Annotated in this window: 15 protein-coding genes; 9 read left to right on the top strand and 6 right to left on the bottom strand. The window is 72.5% G+C overall.

Annotated features, from left to right (window positions below; all coding sequences use genetic code 11):
* Positions 1-179: 179 nt before the first annotated feature.
* The 8 genes from OG736_RS10175 to OG736_RS10210 all read left to right on the top strand — a co-directional run bounded on the left by OG736_RS10175 (position 180) and on the right by OG736_RS10210 (position 8648).
* Positions 180-1235, top strand: a complete 1056-nt coding sequence (locus tag OG736_RS10175) for a BMP family ABC transporter substrate-binding protein (protein WP_327182141.1) — start codon at positions 180-182, stop codon at positions 1233-1235.
* Positions 1216-2772, top strand: coding sequence for an ABC transporter ATP-binding protein (locus OG736_RS10180; RefSeq protein ID WP_327182142.1), 1557 nt, complete (start codon positions 1216-1218; stop codon positions 2770-2772). The genes OG736_RS10175 and OG736_RS10180 overlap by 20 nt, the downstream gene beginning before the upstream one ends.
* Positions 2769-3815 carry an ABC transporter permease gene (locus tag OG736_RS10185; protein WP_327182143.1) on the top strand — a complete coding sequence of 349 codons (1047 nt, stop codon included), beginning with the start codon at positions 2769-2771 and terminating at the stop codon, positions 3813-3815. Before OG736_RS10180 ends, OG736_RS10185 begins: the two co-directional genes overlap by 4 nt.
* A complete protein-coding gene (locus OG736_RS10190) occupies positions 3815-4681 on the top strand; it encodes an ABC transporter permease (protein WP_327182144.1) in 867 nt (288 codons plus the stop codon). The genes OG736_RS10185 and OG736_RS10190 overlap by 1 nt, the downstream gene beginning before the upstream one ends.
* Positions 4678-5442: a nucleoside phosphorylase gene (locus tag OG736_RS10195; protein ID WP_327182145.1), complete on the top strand. Its 765-nt coding sequence runs from the start codon at positions 4678-4680 to the stop codon at positions 5440-5442. Before OG736_RS10190 ends, OG736_RS10195 begins: the two co-directional genes overlap by 4 nt.
* Entirely contained in the window at positions 5439-6734 is a 1296-nt protein-coding gene (locus OG736_RS10200) for an amidohydrolase (RefSeq protein ID WP_327182146.1), read from the top strand. Before OG736_RS10195 ends, OG736_RS10200 begins: the two co-directional genes overlap by 4 nt.
* A 101-nt stretch (positions 6735-6835) precedes the next feature.
* On the top strand, positions 6836-7507 hold the full coding sequence (locus OG736_RS10205; protein WP_020128291.1) for a FadR/GntR family transcriptional regulator: 672 nt from the start codon (positions 6836-6838) through the stop codon (positions 7505-7507).
* A gap of 205 nt (positions 7508-7712) precedes the next feature.
* On the top strand, positions 7713-8648 hold the full coding sequence (locus OG736_RS10210; RefSeq protein WP_142269503.1) for a PAC2 family protein: 936 nt from the start codon (positions 7713-7715) through the stop codon (positions 8646-8648).
* A gap of 85 nt (positions 8649-8733) precedes the next feature.
* On the opposite strand, the gene mshC is transcribed toward OG736_RS10210, so the two are convergent.
* The 4 genes from mshC to OG736_RS10230 form a co-directional block, all read right to left on the bottom strand.
* The gene (gene mshC, locus OG736_RS10215; protein WP_327182147.1) at positions 8734-9963 is read right to left on the bottom strand and encodes a cysteine--1-D-myo-inosityl 2-amino-2-deoxy-alpha-D-glucopyranoside ligase; all 1230 of its coding nucleotides are present in this window, start codon (positions 9961-9963) and stop codon (positions 8734-8736) included.
* A gap of 113 nt (positions 9964-10076) precedes the next feature.
* Positions 10077-10910: an SCO1664 family protein gene (locus tag OG736_RS10220; protein ID WP_327182148.1), complete on the bottom strand. Its 834-nt coding sequence runs from the start codon at positions 10908-10910 to the stop codon at positions 10077-10079.
* Positions 10874-11464 carry a DUF3090 domain-containing protein gene (locus OG736_RS10225; RefSeq protein ID WP_327182149.1) on the bottom strand — a complete coding sequence of 197 codons (591 nt, stop codon included), beginning with the start codon at positions 11462-11464 and terminating at the stop codon, positions 10874-10876. Before OG736_RS10225 ends, OG736_RS10220 begins: the two co-directional genes overlap by 37 nt.
* 111 nt (positions 11465-11575) lie before the next feature.
* Complete coding sequence (locus OG736_RS10230; RefSeq protein WP_327182150.1) at positions 11576-12262, bottom strand: histidine phosphatase family protein; 687 nt, start codon at positions 12260-12262, stop codon at positions 11576-11578.
* Between the two features lie 62 nt (positions 12263-12324).
* On the opposite strand from OG736_RS10230, the gene corA reads away from it, so the two are divergent.
* A complete protein-coding gene (gene corA / locus OG736_RS10235) occupies positions 12325-13320 on the top strand; it encodes a magnesium/cobalt transporter CorA (protein ID WP_327182151.1) in 996 nt (331 codons plus the stop codon).
* A gap of 34 nt (positions 13321-13354) precedes the next feature.
* Here the strand turns inward: corA and OG736_RS10240 are convergent, their stop codons facing one another.
* Together OG736_RS10240 and OG736_RS10245 are read right to left on the bottom strand one after the other, a co-directional pair.
* On the bottom strand, positions 13355-14143 hold the full coding sequence (locus tag OG736_RS10240) for a ferritin-like domain-containing protein (protein WP_327182152.1): 789 nt from the start codon (positions 14141-14143) through the stop codon (positions 13355-13357).
* Positions 14144-14385: 242 nt separating this feature from the next.
* The gene (locus tag OG736_RS10245; protein WP_327182153.1) at positions 14386-15441 is read right to left on the bottom strand and encodes an LLM class F420-dependent oxidoreductase; all 1056 of its coding nucleotides are present in this window, start codon (positions 15439-15441) and stop codon (positions 14386-14388) included.
* Positions 15442-15529 lie beyond the last annotated feature (88 nt).

The raw sequence follows: 15529 nt of genomic DNA on the forward strand, positions 1-15529 counted from the left end.
CAGGCGCCGCTTCCTCGACTTCGGCCGCTGCGCCGGCGACGGCTGTCGCGGCTGAGTCCGTCCCCTCGGCCCTCCCTCGCGGTCTCTGCCGCACCGAGCACCGTCGCTCACCTCACCCCGCCGTACGCGCGCACCTCAGCATCGTGATGCGCCTCTCGGCATACCCGGAAGGTTCCCCGATGCCCCGCAGACACCGCCGTTCCGTGCAGCTCGCCGCCCTCGCGACCGGCACCGTGCTCCTCGCCACCGCCTGCAACGCCGCCGCGAAGAAGGACGACTCCGCCACGGGCGCGAGCGGCGGCAGCGGCAAGTCCTTCACCCTCGTCACCCCCGACGCCGTCGGCCAGAACGAGTTCCTCAAGCTCGCGGTGACCGGCGTCAAGAGCGCGGCCGAGCAGCACGAAGGGACCCAGAAGGTCTACGAGTCCACCGACACCGCCTCCCAGCAGCAGAACGTGCAGGCCGCGGTGGACGCCGAGCCGGACGTCATCGTCCTCGTCGGCTTCGAGTTCGCCGACCTCGTCGCCCAGCAGGCCGAGAAGAACCCGGGCCAGCAGTTCCTGATCATCGACGCGTGCACCACCAAGACCTTCAAGAACGTCAGCTGCGCGGTCTTCCGTGAGCACGAGGGCGTCTACCTCGCGGGCGCCGAGGCGGGGCTGCTGAGCAAGTCCGGCAAGGTCGGCGCGGTGGACGTGCTAGACACCCCCCAGTTCCGCCGCTACAGCGACCCGTTCGCGGCCGGCGCCAAGAAGGTCGCCGCCAAGACGGAGGCGTCGACCCGCTTCGTCGGCGGCCAGTCCCCCTTCGACGACTCGGCCCGCGCCAAGGAGCAGGCGAACACCCTGCTGGCCAAGGGCTACGACCAGATCATGGCGGCCGCGGCGGCCGGCAACTACGGCGTCTTCGAGGCCGCGAAGGCCAAGGGCGCGTTCGCGTACGGCGTCGACGTCAACCAGTGCGCCTCGGCGCCCGGCACGGTCGTCGACAACGTGATCAAGCGCACGGACATCGCCGTCGAGAAGGGCATCGAGTCGGTCCTCGGCGGCACGACCGGTACGACCGTCTCGTACGGCCTCAAGGAGGGCGGCATCAGCCTGACCGGCCTGGAGGACGGCGTGGACACGTCGAAGTGCGTGATCGCCGACCACAAGGACGTCCTGACGAAGGTCGAGGCGCTGCGCGACCAGATCGTCTCCGGAGAGCTGAAGGTCGATGACCCGGCCGCCAGCTGAACCCGGGAGCGGCGCGGGCGTGACCGGCGTCGCCGTCGAGCTCCGGGGAATCACCAAGCGGTTCCCCGGCACGCTCGCCAACGACGCCGTCGACCTGACGGTCCGGCACGGTGAGATCCACGCCCTGATGGGCGAGAACGGCGCGGGCAAGTCCACGCTGATGTCGGTCCTGTACGGCATGGAGCGCGCCGACGCCGGGTCGATCCGGATCGACGGGCGGGAGGTGCGCTTCACCAGCCCCTCCGACGCCATGGCCGCGGGGCTCGGCATGGTCCACCAGAGCTTCAAGCTGTTCGGCTCGCTGACGGTCGCCGAGAACGTCGTCTACGCGGCCGAACCGCGCCGCTTCGGCCTGGTGGACCGGGCCGCGGCCCGCCGCCGGGTGCGCGCGCTCGCCGAGGAGCACGGGCTGGCCGTCGACCCCGACGCCCGGGTCGGCGACCTGCCGGTCGGGCTGCGGCAGCGTGTGGAGATCCTCAAGCTGCTGCACCGCGGCGCCCGTACGCTCATCCTCGACGAGCCGACGGCCGTGCTCACCCCGGCCGAGGCGGACACCCTGTTCGGCGTGCTCAAGTCGCTGACCGCGCAGGGCCGTACGGTCGTCCTCGTCACCCACAAGCTGCGCGAGGTGCTGGAGGGCAGCGACCGGGTGACCGTCCTGCGGGACGGCCGGGTCGCCGCCCGGCTGGTCACCTCCGACACGACGGCCGACGAGATCGCCGCCGCGATGACCGGCCGCGCGGTGGAACTGGACCGCGTCCACGCACCGGGAACGCCCGGTGAAGCGGTGCTGCGGGTCACCGGGTTCAGCACGGATTCCGTCCACGATGTGGACCTCACCGTCCGCGCCGGTGAGATCGTCGGTATCGCGGGCGTCGCCGGGAACGGCCAGAGCGAGCTGGTCGAGGCACTGGCCGGGCTGCGGCCCGTCGCCGCCGGACAGGTCACGCTCCAGGGCGCCGACATCACCCACGCCTCGGCCACCGAGCGACGTGCGAAGGGGCTCGCCTACGTCCCGGAGGACCGGCACGCGGTCGGTACGGCCCCCGCCGCCTCGGTCGCGGACAACCTGGCGATGGGACACCACCGCACCACCCTCTCCGCCCGCGGCCTGCTGCCGCCGGCGGCCGTCCGCGCGCACGCCCGGCGGCTCGTCGAGCGCTTCGGCATCAAGGCGGCGACCACCGAGGTCCCGGCCTCCGCGCTGTCCGGCGGCAATCTCCAGAAGCTGCTCATCGGCCGCGAACTCGCCCATGACGCACCGTTGTTGCTGGTCGAACAGCCGACCCGGGGCGTCGACATCGGCGCCATCCAGAACATCCACGACCAGCTGATCGCCTACCGCGACGCCGGTCACGCCGTCCTCCTCGTCTCGGCCGAGCTCAGCGAGATCCGTGGCCTCGCGGACCGTGTGCTCGTCATGTACGAGGGCCGGGTCGCGGCCTCGTACACCAAGGAAGAGGCGGACGAGCGGACGCTGGGCCTCGCGATGGCGGGCGCCCCCGTGGAGGCCACCGACATGAACCCACTGACATGACACGCATATCCGGAGCCCTGCGCTCCCCCCTCACCTTCTCCGTCCTCGCGGGCCTCGTCATCGGCGCGCTGTTCCTGCTCGGCACCGGCGCGGACCCGGTCACGGCGTACCGAGCCGTCGTGACCGGCGCGCTCGGCGCCGACGGCATCGGCTCGACGCTGACCACCGGCACCAGCGTGCTCGGTCTGGCGCTCGCGCTGGCGATCCCGCTGCGGGCCGGGCTGATCAACCTCGGCGGCGACGGACAGATGGTGCTCGGCGGGATCACGGCCGCCGTCACCGGTCTCCACTCGCCGCTCCCCGCGCCCCTCACCGTGGTCCTGGCGCTGCTCGCCGGGATGGCGGCGGGTGCCGGGTACGCCGTCCTGGCCGCCCTGTGCGAGAACCACCTCGGGGTCCCGCTGCTGGTCAGCAGCCTGCTGCTCAGCTATCCGGCGGTGTCGCTCGCCTCCTACCTGGCGCGCTACCCGCTCAAGGAGCCGGGCTCCAGCCTGCCCCAGACGCGTGCGCTGCCGGACGGGGTGGCACTGCCCGCGTTCGGCGACTCCACGGTCACCCTCGGGCTCGTCCTCGTCGCGATCGCCGCCGCCGCGTACTGGTTCACCGACAAGCGCACCGCCGTCGGCTACGAGATCCGCATGACGGGCCTCAACCCCCGCTTCTCCGCGTACGCGGGCGTCGAACGCCGAGGCCTGACGCTGAAGTTGATGGCGCTCTCCGGCGGCCTCGCCGGACTCGTTGGCGCCATCGGGGTGCTGAGCTTCCCCTACCGCTTCGTGGACGGCTCGCTCACCGCCCCCGGCTACACCTGGACCGGCCTCACGGCGGCCCTGCTCGCCGCCGCGGCTCCGCTGGGCACGGTGGTCGCCGCGTTCTTCTTCGCCGTCCTCCAGGTCGGCGGACTGGCGATGGAGCGCACCACAGAGGTGCCGCGCGAACTGACACAGGTGCTCCAGGCGATCGTGATCGTGTTCCTCGCGGCCCGGCTGCGCTTCCCCAGCCGCTGGTTCGGCCGTCGCACCCGGGAAAGCGAGGCGGTGTGATGTTCCTCGACTCCGATCTCCTGATGTCGGCGCTGCGCGCGCTCACCCCGATCCTGCTGGCTGCCCTCGGCGGCGCCCTGTGCGAGCGTGCCGGGGTCTTCAACATCGGCCTCGAGGGCATGATGCTGATGGGCTGCTTCACCTCCGTGGCGACCAGCTGGTTCACCGGCAGCCCCTGGCTCGGCGTCCTGGCGGCGGCCCTCGCGGCGGCCGCCTACTCGCTGATCCTGGCCGTGGGGGCGGTCACCCTGCGCGGGGACGCGGTGGTCCTCGGCATCGCCATGAACCTCCTGGCCGTCGGCCTGACCAGCTTCCTGCTGCGCACAGTCTTCGGCGTGCAGGGCACCTTCGACGATCCCTCGCTCGCCGGGCTGCCGCTGATCGGTGGCTTCACCCCGCTCGCGTACCTGTCGTGGGCGGCGGTCGCGGTCGCCGCCCTGCTGCTGTCGCGCCATGTGTGGGGGCTCCGGCTGCGCGGGGTCGGCGAGGCGCCCGACGCGGCGGCCACCCTCGGGGTGAGCCCCGCGAAGTACCAGTACGGCGCGATCCTGCTGTCGGGAGTGCTGTGCGGTCTGGCGGGCGCCCAGCTCGCCCTCGGCAACGTCACGTTGTTCACGGAGAACATGACGGCGGGCCGTGGTTGGATCGCTGTCGTGGCCGTCATGCTGGGCCGCGCCGCGCCCCTGGGCGTCCTGCTCGCCGCGCTGCTGTTCGGGCTCGCCGAAGCGGCCGGGTTCCGCCTCCAGGGTCTCGGCCTGCCGCAGCAGGCGACCGACGCCGCGCCCTACATCGTCACGCTCGGCGCCCTGTTCCTCACGACGGCCCGCCGCCGTCGCCGCCCCCGTACCACCGGAGCCGTCCAATGACGCAGGATTTGCTGCCCGTCACCCGTATTCCGCGCACCGGTCTCCCGGCGCACGCCGTGGTCGTCGGCGACCCGGCCCGCGCCGCGGCCGTCGCCGCTCTCCTCGACGGCGCCGAGGAGGTCTCGTACCACCGCGAGTACCGGGTGTTCAGCGGAAGCTGGAAGGGCGTGCCGGTCGTCGTCGCCTCGCACGGCGTGGGCGCGCCCGGCGCGATCCTGCTCTTCCAGGAGCTGGCGGACGCGGGTGTGCGCACCTTCCTGCGGTTCGGTACGGCGGGCGCGATGAAGCCGGGCATCGGGGACGGCGACCTGGTCATCGCGGAGGCGGCCGTGCGCGACGACGGCGTCACCCATCAGCTGCTGCCCCCGGAGTACCCGGCGGTGTCCGCGCCCGAGGCGGTCCTCGCCCTCCAGCGCGCGGCCCGCGAGGCCGGCGCCCCGCACCACCGGGGCGTCGTGTGGACCCGGGCTGCCTTCCAGCCGGGCCTGCTCCCGCTCTTCTCGTACGCCGGCGCCGGGCTCGCAGCAATCGAGATGGAACTGTCCGCGCTGCTGGTCACGGCCTCGCTGCGCGGCCTGGTCGCGGGCGGTGTGCTGGTGATCGACGGGGCGAACGCCGACGAGCTGGTCGACGAGCAGGCGACCGGCGGCTACGACCCGCACCGGGAGGTCGTCGCGGCCGGCGTCGAACGGGGCGCGGTGGTGTCCCTGGAGGCGCTGCGGCTGCTCGCGGAAGCGGAAGCGGAGGGTGAGCAGGCGTGAGCATCGACCTGCTGGTGCACGGGGGCGACGTCCTGACGATGGACGGCGCCGGAACCGTCGTCCGGGACGGGGCGGTCGCGGTCCATGAGGGCGGCATCCTCGCCGTGGGACCGGCCCAGGAGCTGCGCGAGCGCCACACCGCGGCCGAGGAGATCGACGCCGCCGGGTGCCTCGTCCTCCCCGGCCTGATCAACACGCACACCCACCTCGCGATGACCCTGCTGCGCGGCCGCGCCGACGACGTCACCCTCCAGGGGTTCCTGGAGCGGGTGCTGAAGTGGGAGGCGGAGCTGCTGGCGCCGGAGAACGTGGCGGCGGCGGTGCGGCTGGCGGTCGCGGAGAGCCTGCGGGCCGGGGTGACCTCGGCGCTGGACATGTACTGGTTCCACGAGGCGGCCGAGCGGGCGGCCCGCGAGACGGGCTGGCGACTGCACACCGGGCCCACCTTCATGGACGTGCCCGGGCCGCCGGACGGCATGGCGTACGAGGGGCGGCTCGGGTGGGCGCGACGCGACCTCGAGGCGCGCGGACCCGCCCGGCCCGGACACCGGCCGGTCGTCTTCGCGCACTCGGCGTACACCCTCTCCCCCGGGCAGCTCACCGAAGTCTTCGCGCTGGCCAGGGAGTTCGGGGCGCTGGTGCACATCCACGCGGCCGAGAACGCCACCGAGGTCGCCACCGTCGAGGTGCAGCACGGGAAGCGGCCGGTGGAGCTGCTGGACTCCCTCGGGCTGCTCGGCCCCGACGTGCTGCTCGCGCACGCCGTCGACCTCACCGGGCCCGAGATCGCGGCGCTGGCCCGGACGGGCACGGCCGTCGCCCACTGTCCGGTGTCGAACCTGAAGCTGGGCTGCGGCATCGCGCCCGTGCCGCGACTGCTGAGCGCGGGCGTGACGGTGGGGCTGGGCACGGACGGCGCCGTCAGCTCCAACTCGCTGGACGTGCTGGGGGCCGTGCGGCAGGCGGCGCTGGTGCACAAGGCGTCCGGCGATCCGACGGCGGTCGGCGCCGAGCAGGCCGTACGGATGGCGACGATCGAGGGCGCGCGGGCGCTCGGCCTCGGCGAGCAGCTCGGTTCGCTGGAGGCGGGCAAGCGGGCCGACCTGATCGTCCTCGACCTGGACGCACCGCATCTGCGGCCGCGCCACGACCCGTGGTCGACGCTGGCGTACGCGGCGCACCCGTCGGACGTGCGGGACACCGTCGTCGACGGGCGGGTGCTGATGCGCGATCGCGGGCTGACCACGGTCGACGAGCGGGCGGTGATCGCAGACCTGGAGGCACTGCTCTGATCTGCCCCCATAATGTGGCTGAGACATCCGATGTCTGGATCTGATGTCTGGATCCGCTGCCCGGATGTGATGTCCGGGCGATGAACGACAGGGAGGCCGGCATGGCAGTCACCGACGAGGCGATCGAGAAGATCAAGGGCATGATCGTCTCGGGTGCGCTGCGCCCCGGGGACCGGCTGCCCAAGGAGAGCGAGCTGGCCGCCGATCTGGGTCTGTCCCGCAACTCCCTGCGCGAGGCGGTGCGCGCCTTGTCGCTGATCCGGATCCTGGACGTGCGACAGGGCGACGGCACCTACGTCACCAGTCTCGATCCGCAACTGCTCCTCGAGGCGCTGAGTTTCGTCGTCGACTTCCACCGCGACGACACGGTCCTGGAGTTCCTGGCCGTGCGCCGCATCCTGGAGCCGGCCGCCACCGCGATGGCCGCCCTGCGGATCAGTGAGCAGCAACTGGACGCGCTCGACGCCCAGTTGGACAAGCTCGGGGCCGAGCCCTCGGTGGAGGAACTGGTCGCCGGCGACCTGGAGTTCCACCGGGGCATCGTGCAGAGCGCCGGCAACTCGGTGCTGTGCTCGCTGCTCGACGGGCTGTCCGGGCCCACCACCCGGGCCCGCATCTGGCGCGGCCTCACGCAGGAGGACGCGGTCGCCGGCACGCTGCGCGAACACCGGGCGATCCTGGCCGCGCTGCGCGACCGGGACGCGGAGGCGGCGCGGTCGTGGGCGACGGTGCACATCGCGAGCGTGGAGCAGTGGCTGCGCTCGACGCTGTGAGTCCGCGGCATGCGCCCACCCTGCGCGCCCACCCTGTGCGCCGCCTGTGCGTCGACGCCGTGAGACGGGTCCGACAGGGGGTGTTCGGGGGTGGCGAACGGGGCAGTGATCCGTTCACTCCCCCGTGCAAGGGGGCTGCGAGCGCCCCCGCGGAACGCCGTAAGGTTGGGTGGTCAAGCGAGGGCACGTCGGAAGGAGGCGCTGGGTGATCGAGCTCGAGGGGGTTCCCGAGCTGATCGACCCGGTCATGGTGGCCGCGTTCGAGGGCTGGAACGATGCCGGCGACGCCGCCTCCACCGCGGTCGGGCACCTGGAGCGGGAGTGGAAGGGCGAGGTGTTCGCGGCGCTGGACGCCGAGGACTACTACGACTTCCAGGTGAACCGCCCCACGGTGTGGATGGACGCCGGCGTGCGCAAGATCACGTGGCCGACGACAAGGTTGTCGGTCGTCCGCGTCGGCGGCGACAAGCCGCGCGACCTGGTGCTCGTCCGCGGCATCGAACCGTCCATGCGCTGGCGCTCGTTCTGCAACGAGCTGCTGGGCTTCGCGCACGAGTTGGGTGTGGAGCTGGTGGTCATCCTGGGCGCCCTGCTCGGTGACACCCCGCACACGCGTCCGGTGCCGATCAGCGGGACCACGTCCGACGCGGACCTGGCGCAGCGGATGGACCTGGAGGAGACCAAGTACGAGGGCCCCACGGGCATCGTCGGCGTCCTCCAGGAGGCGTGCACGCACGCGGGGGTGCCGGCGGTGAGCCTCTGGGCGGCCGTGCCGCACTACGTCTCACAGCCGCCGAACCCCAAGGCGACGCTGGCCCTCCTCAACCGCCTGGAGGACCTGATCGACGTGCGCATCCCCCTGGGCGAGCTGCCCGAGGACGCGCGTGCCTGGCAGGTGGGCGTGGACCAGCTGGCCGCCGAGGACACCGAGGTCGCCGAGTACGTGCAGACGCTGGAGGAGGCGCGGGACACCGCGGAGCTGCCGGAGGCGTCGGGCGAGGCGATCGCCCGCGAGTTCGAGCGCTACCTGCGGCGCCGGGACGGCGGCGGTCCGCCGGACCCCGGGGAGCGGACCCGGCCCCCGAAGCCGCCGAAGCCGAGCGGCGACGCCTCCGACGACAGCGATTCCTCGGAGGACTAGGACACCGGGCAGGGCAGAGGACCGAGAGGGGCGGTGCGCATCGGCGCACCGCCCCTCGTCGTACCCGGTGTACGGGCGCCTTCGGCTACAGCGCCACGCCCAGCAGTGCGTCCACGGCACGCGAGACGACACCGGGGGCGCCGATGTCCGTACCGCCCTGCTCCTGCTGGAGCGCCGCCCAGCGGTCGACGGCGGCGAGCGCGGCCGGGGCGTCGAGGTCGTTGCCGAGCGCCACGCGGATCTCCTCGACGAGCGCCTCGGCGGGCGGCCCGTCGGGCCGGGAGACGGCGGCACGCCAGCGTCCGAGCCGGGCCTGGGCGTCGACGAGGACCTGGTCGGTCCACTCCCAGTCCGCGCGGTAGTGGTGGGCGAGGAGGGTGAGGCGGATGGCGGCGGGGTCGACGCCGTCCTGGCGCAGCTTCGAGACGAAGACGAGGTTGCCCCGGGACTTGGACATCTTCTCGCCGTCCAGGGCGACCATGCCGGCGTGCACGTACGCCTGCGCCATGGGGAACTCGCCGGTCAGCGCCTGGGCGTGGGAGGCGCCCATCTCGTGGTGCGGGAAGGCGAGGTCGGAGCCGCCGCCCTGCACGTCGAAGCCCATCCCGAGGTGGTCCAGGGCGATGGCCACGCACTCGATGTGCCATCCCGGCCGGCCTCGGCCGAGCGAGCCGCCGTCCCAGCTGGGCTCGCCCTCACGGGCCGCCATCCACAGCATCGGGTCGAGCGGGTTCTTCTTGCCGGGGCGGTCGGGGTCGCCCCCGCGCTCGGCGGAGAGCAGCCGCATGGCGGCCGCGTCCAGGCCCGAGACCCGGCCGAAGTTCGGGTCGGACTCGACGGAGAAGTAGACGTCGCCTTCGAGCTCGTAGGCGGCGCCGGCGTCCCGCAGCCGCTCGACGAGCGGGACGATGCCGGGTATGGCCTCGACGGCGCCTATGTAGTGGCGCGGCGGCAGCATCCGCAGGGCCGTCATGTCCTCGCGGAAGAGCGCCGTCTCCTTCTCGGCGAGGGCGACCCAGTCGACGCCGTCGCGTTCGGCCCGCTCCAGGAGCGGGTCGTCGACGTCGGTGACGTTCTGGACGTAGTGAACCTGCCGCTTGGTGTCGAGCCACACGCGCTGAACGAGGTCGAACGCGTTGTAGGTCGCCGCGTGACCGATGTGGGTCGCGTCGTACGGCGTGATGCCGCAGACGTAGATACGGGCGACGGGACCGGGGTCGAGGGAGACCAAGCCGCCGGTCGCGGTGTCGTGGATCCTCAGGTCGCGGCCCTGACCAGGCAGGGCGGGGACCTCGGAAGCGGGCCAGGCATGCATGTCATGAGCCTAACCGGACGGAAGTTGCGTATACGAACCGGAGCAGGCCAGATGGCCGGGAAGGCCCTCTTGTGCGATTCCGTCCGGCATGCGTGTCGGCGTGGCGGGGGCGGTCAGACCGGGGGCCAGGGGATGGCCGGCCAGTCACCGCTCGGCTCCGGGTGCTTCCCGGCCTCCAGCAGCGCGTCGGCACGCGCGCGCGTGGCGTCGACCTCGGCCGGGGTGAGGAGCGCGGCCAGGGTGACCGCCAGCCGCCCGCCGGGCTCCAGGGCGCCCCTGAGGCCCTTGAGCACGTCGACGGCCTCGCCGGTCAGGGGCTCCCCCGCCCAGCCCCACAGGAGCGTACGCAGCTTGTTCTCGGCGTTGAAGGTGACCCCGTGGTCGATGCCGTACAGCCGGCCGTCGGCGGTGGGCAGCAGGTGGCCGCCCTTGCGGTCGGCGTTGTTGATCACCGCGTCGAGGACGGCGAGCCGGCGCAGCCGTTCGTCGTCGGCGTGCACGAGCAGCGCGGTGCGGCCCTCGCCGACCTCGGCGAAGCCGATCGCCCTCCAGCCCGGCTCGGGCTCCTCCCCGTCCACCAGGGCGAGCAGGTCGGCTTCCGGGGCCGTCTCGATCCACAGCTGGCACATGCCCTCGCCGTACGGCCCCTCGCGCAGCACGGTGGGCGGCACGAGGCCCCAGCCGGTCGCCTCGGAGACCTCGTAGGCGGCGACCTCGCGCTGGGCGAGGGTGCCGTCGGGGAAGTCCCACAGCGGCCGCTCCCCGGCGACGGGCTTGTAGACACAGGCGGCCTCGCGGCCCTCGTGCGCGACGGTGCAGTACAGGGCCGCGTTGGAGGCGTCGCGGATGCGCCCGCGGACGGTGAGCTCGCCGCGCGCGAGGAGTTCGGCGGCGGCCGGGTCGGTGGTCGTCACGCCCCCCGGCGGTATCCGTTCTGGCGCGGACATACGTGTCCTTCCGGATCGAGCGGCAGGCTGCACAGCGGGCACGGCGGCCGGCCCGCGTTGACGACGTCGAGGGCGCGCTTGGCGAAGGCCCTCGCCTGCGCGCCGGTGAGCCGGACCCGCAGCATCGGGGGCCCGTTCTCCTCGTCCTGGAGAAGCTTCTCCTCGGCCTCGGCGAGGTCCTCCTCGGAGTCCGCGTCGAGTTCCACGAGGGCCTGCGCCTCGACGATCATGCGCTGTTCCTCACCGTCCCAGGCGAGGGCCATGGTGCCGACCCGGAACTCCTCCTCGATCGGTGTGTCGAGAGGGGCCGTGTCGGTGTTCTCGGCGGGCGACATCGCGGGCACGGGGGCGCTGCCGCCGGTCCGGCGTACGACCTCGTCCAGCAGTTCGTCCATACGCTCGGCGAGCGCGGCGACCTGGGTCTTCTCCAGGGCCACGCTGGTCACTCGGGAGCCGGCGGTGGCCTGGAGGAAGAAGGTACGGCGCCCGGGCAGTCCGACCGTACCGGCCACGAAGCGGTCCGGGGGGTCGTAGAGGAACACCTGACGGGACACGTCCTGTCTCCATGGGAATCGTGGGTCATCGTGGGCCGGGGAACGAGTGGGGGAACGTCCCTGCGGGTACGCGCGCGTTTGCGGACCGCTTCACCCTACTGCGGCCGACGATCACGGTGCGCCCGCACCACCCCCGACCGTCGCGTCCCCGGCCGGCGGCTCCTCGCGCGGGGCGAGCGACGCGAAGTCGCCGGTGTCGCCGAGGCGCACGAGAAAGGGGCGCAGCCGGGTGTAACGGATCGCGGTGACGGAACACGGTTCCACGGAGATTCGCTGGAAGAGGTCGAGATGAAGCCCGAGGGCGTCCGCCACGAGCGACTTGATGATGTCGCCGTGCGAGCACATCAGATACACGGCGTCGGCGCCGTGGTCGCGCTCCACGCGCGCGTTCCACTCCCGCACCGCCTCGGCGGCGCGGGTCTGCATGGCCCGCATGGACTCGCCGCCGGGGAACGCGGCCGCGGAGGGGTGCGCCTGCACGACCTCCATCAGGGGCTCGTCCATCAGTTCGGCGAGCTTGCGCCCGGACCAGTCGCCGTAATGGCACTCCCCGATCCGCTCGTCGGTGTGGGCGCGCAGCCCGGGACGGGCGTCGAGGAGCGGCCGGATCGTCTCCTGGCAGCGCTGGAGGGGGCTTGCGACGGCCTCGGCGATCGGCAGCGCCTCGAGCCGCCCGGGCAGGGCGGCCGCCTGCGCGGCTCCGCGCTCGTCGAGGGCGACGCCGGGCGTCCAGCCGGCGAGCAGTCCGGAGGTGTTGGCGGTGGACCGGCCGTGCCGGACGAGGATCAACGTGGGCATGCGGCCCAGGGTAGGCGCACGCGGGCGTGCGCCGGTGAGGGTCCGAAGGGAGAATGCGCGGAGTGATCGTCGACTGCGCTGTCTATCGCGACGGGCACCGTACGGAGGGCCCGGAGGACTTCTCGGACGCCCTGGCCGATGCACGGGCCGCGGGCGGATTCGTGTGGATCGGGCTGCACGAGCCCACGGAGAAGGAGTTCGACCACGTCACGCAGGAGTTCGGCCTGCACCCGCTCGCCGTCGAGGACGCCCTGAAGGCCCACCAGCGGCCCAAGCTGGAGATCTACGACGACTCGCTCTTCCTGGTGTTCAAGCCGGTCGTCTACGAGCCCGAGAGCGACGCGGTCTCCTCCGGTGAGGTGATGGTCTTCCTAGGTGACGGCTTCGTGGTGACCGTCCGGCACGGCGAGGGCGCTCCGCTGGCCGCCGTACGCCACCGGCTCGAGCACGAGCCGCAACTGCTCGCCAAGGGCCCCACGGCGGTGGTGTACGCGATCGCCGACGCCACGGTGGACCACTACCTGGACGTGGCGACGGAACTCCAGACGGACCTGGAGGAGCTGGAGGCGGAGGTGTTCTCGCCGGACGGCGGCGGCTCACGGCACACCGCGTCGCGGATCTACCGGTTCAAGCGCCAGATCCTGGAGTTCCGCCGGGCGACCGGCCCGCTGGGGCCGCCGCTGACCCGGCTGGCGGGCACCAGCGTGTCCGGCCCGGGAGTGCCCTTCGTGGACGACCGGGCGCGGCCCTTCTTCCGCGATGTCAGCGACCATCTCACGCGGGTGAACGAGTCCGTGGAGGGGCTGGACCGGCTGGTCACGGACATCCTCTCGGCGCACCTGGCGCAGATGAGCGTCCGGCAGAACGACGACATGCGGAAGATCTCGGCGTGGGCGGCGATGGCCGCGGTCCCCACGATGATCGCGGGCATCTACGGCATGAACTTCGAACACATGCCGGAGCTGCGGTGGGTTTGGTCGTATCCGGCGGTGATCGCGCTGATGGCCGGGCTCGAGGTGCTGCTGTACCGGCTGTTCAAGCATCGGGGATGGCTCTAGGGGCGGCTCCGGAGCCGGCCCGCGCGGTCGGGGGTCAGGCGTACTCGGGAGCCGGGACGGCCGGACCGCCGAGCGCGTCGCGGCGGTCGGGCATCTCCAGGGAGACCATCCGCCGCCAGCCCGCGAACCGCTCCCACGCGTACACCGCGTGGATGCCGGCCGCGAGGAGCGCCGACCTGGCCCTCGGCCAGCCGAGGATGTCTCCCATGTGGGCCGTGACGGCCAGGCTCACGTCGCGGTAGATCCGGATCTCGGCGAGCGCGCACCGGCGGAGCGTCTGCTGGATGGCGCGGCCGTGCCCCGCGCGGGCGAGGCGCAGCAGTTCCTCGTGGCAGTAGGCGAGGTGGTTGTCCTCGTCGTTCGAGATCATCTTCACCGCGCGGCCGAGGTCGGGGTGGTCGGCGAAGTGCTTGCGCAGCAGCTCCATCTGCTCGGCGGCCCGCTGTTCGGTGACCCGGCTGTGGGCGAGGTAGGTGACGATGTCGTGCACGGTCAGCGGATGGTCGGCCCGGAGCCGGTCGTGCGCGAGGCCGATGCCGGCGCGCTCCAGAAGCATCGTGTAGTCGGTGTCCCGCGGGACGGGCACGGGGGCGAGCCCGCGCTTGCGCATCAGGGCGTTGAAGATCCGCCCGTGCTTGTCCTCGTCGGCGCCGTGCCGGGCGATCTTGGGAGCGAGGTGGTGTTCGCTCTGCGGGACGAGCGCGGCGATCCGGGCGTTCTCCCAGCCGCCCTGCGACTCCCCACCGGCGGCAATGGAACAGAAGAGCGCGAAGGACTCGTCGTTGTCGATGATCTCCTGGAACAGACTCTTGGCCGAAAGCATCGTGGGGCACCTCTCCGCGTTGCGCAGGATTCCGCAGCATTCCGCAAGGAACGAGTCAAATGCGGCACGCGAGGCGGTGCAACAGCTGTGTCCGACAACTCCGCCGAAAGAGGTACCCCGGGAGTCGGCCCGGGAGCGTAACCACGCGCCGTGTGGCGCGTTGTTCCGCGTGACGGCCGTGGCGGGGAAGACCCCCGAGCCCCCACCACGGCCGCTGAAATTCCCGGAATCCCCCGTCCCGGCTAGCCCAGACCGGCGAGCTCGATGGCCTGAGCGCCGGCCCGCAGCGAGGCGAGGCGCTCGTCCAGGGTGAAGCCCGCGGGGGCGAGGGTGAGCGTCGTGACGCCGGCCGCCGCGTAGGCCTTCATCCGGTCGGCGATCCGCTCCACCGAACCCAGCAGCGTGGTCCGGTCGATCAGCTCGTGCGGCACGGCGGCCGCGGCGCCCTGCTTGTCACCGGACAGGTACTTGTCCTGGATCTCGTCGGCCGCGGCCTCGTAGCCCATGCGGCGCGCGAGCTGGTTGTAGAAGTTCTGCTTGCGGCTGCCCATACCGCCGACGTACAGCGCGGTGTAGGGACGGAAGGTGTCGGCGAGCCGCTCGACGTCCTTGTCCTCGCCGAGGGCCAGCGGCAGCGTCGGGCAGACGTCGAAGCCCTCCAGCGTCTTGCCTGCCTTCTCACGCCCGGCCCGCAGGTGCTTGATCGCGGTGTCCTCGAGGTGCTCGGCGGACGGGAAGATGAGCAGGGCGCCGTCGGCGATCTCGCCGGTCTGCTCCAGGTTCTTCGGGCCGATCGCGGCGATGTACAGCGGGATGTGCTCGCGCTCCGGGTGCACGGTCAGCTTGATCGGCTTGCCCGGGCCGCCCGGCAGCGGCAGCGTCCAGTGCTCACCGTCGTACGACAGCCGCTCCCGCGTCATCGCCTTGCGGACGATCTCCACGTACTCACGGGTGCGGGACAGCGGCTTGTCGAACTTGACGCCGTACCAGCCCTCGGAGACCTGCGGTCCCGAGACACCGAGACCGAGGCGGAAACGGCCGCCGGAGAGCGAGTCGAGGGTGGCGGCGGTCATCGCGGTCATCGCCGGCTGGCGGGCCGGGATCTGGAAGATCGCCGAGCCGACGTCGATGCGCTCGGTCTGCGCGGCCACCCAGGTGAGCACGGTGGCCGCGTCGGAGCCGTAGGCCTCGGCGGCCCAGCAGACGGCGTATCCGAGGCGGTCGGCCTCCTGGGCGACGGCGAGGTTGTCGCCGTCCATTCCGGCACCCCAGTAGCCGAGGTTGATCCCGAGCTGCATGGCCGATCCCCTTACTGATCAGTAACGACGCTGTTGCGGAGACCTTAGCGCGGGGGCCGGGGGCCCGGGAGGGCGGTGTGGCGAGGGT

Source organism: Streptomyces sp. NBC_01334 (assembly GCF_035983595.1).
GTDB classification, from domain to species: Bacteria; Actinomycetota; Actinomycetes; order Streptomycetales; family Streptomycetaceae; genus Streptomyces; species Streptomyces coriariae.

Excerpts from the sequence above, each read along its gene's own strand:
- OG736_RS10175 (WP_327182141.1), top strand. The coding sequence starts at position 180 with ATGCCCCGCAGACACCGCCGTTCCGTGCAGCTCGCCGCCCTCGCGACC.
- OG736_RS10180 (WP_327182142.1), top strand. The coding sequence starts at position 1,216 with ATGACCCGGCCGCCAGCTGAACCCGGGAGCGGCGCGGGCGTGACCGGC.
- OG736_RS10185 (WP_327182143.1), top strand. The coding sequence starts at position 2,769 with ATGACACGCATATCCGGAGCCCTGCGCTCCCCCCTCACCTTCTCCGTC.
- OG736_RS10190 (WP_327182144.1), top strand. The coding sequence starts at position 3,815 with ATGTTCCTCGACTCCGATCTCCTGATGTCGGCGCTGCGCGCGCTCACC.
- OG736_RS10195 (WP_327182145.1), top strand. The coding sequence starts at position 4,678 with ATGACGCAGGATTTGCTGCCCGTCACCCGTATTCCGCGCACCGGTCTC.
- OG736_RS10205 (WP_020128291.1), top strand. The coding sequence starts at position 6,836 with ATGGCAGTCACCGACGAGGCGATCGAGAAGATCAAGGGCATGATCGTC.
- mshC (WP_327182147.1), bottom strand. The coding sequence starts at position 9,963 with ATGCATGCCTGGCCCGCTTCCGAGGTCCCCGCCCTGCCTGGTCAGGGC.
- OG736_RS10220 (WP_327182148.1), bottom strand. The coding sequence starts at position 10,910 with ATGTCCGCGCCAGAACGGATACCGCCGGGGGGCGTGACGACCACCGAC.
- OG736_RS10230 (WP_327182150.1), bottom strand. The coding sequence starts at position 12,262 with ATGCCCACGTTGATCCTCGTCCGGCACGGCCGGTCCACCGCCAACACC.
- OG736_RS10240 (WP_327182152.1), bottom strand. The coding sequence starts at position 14,143 with ATGCTTTCGGCCAAGAGTCTGTTCCAGGAGATCATCGACAACGACGAG.
- OG736_RS10245 (WP_327182153.1), bottom strand. The coding sequence starts at position 15,441 with ATGCAGCTCGGGATCAACCTCGGCTACTGGGGTGCCGGAATGGACGGC.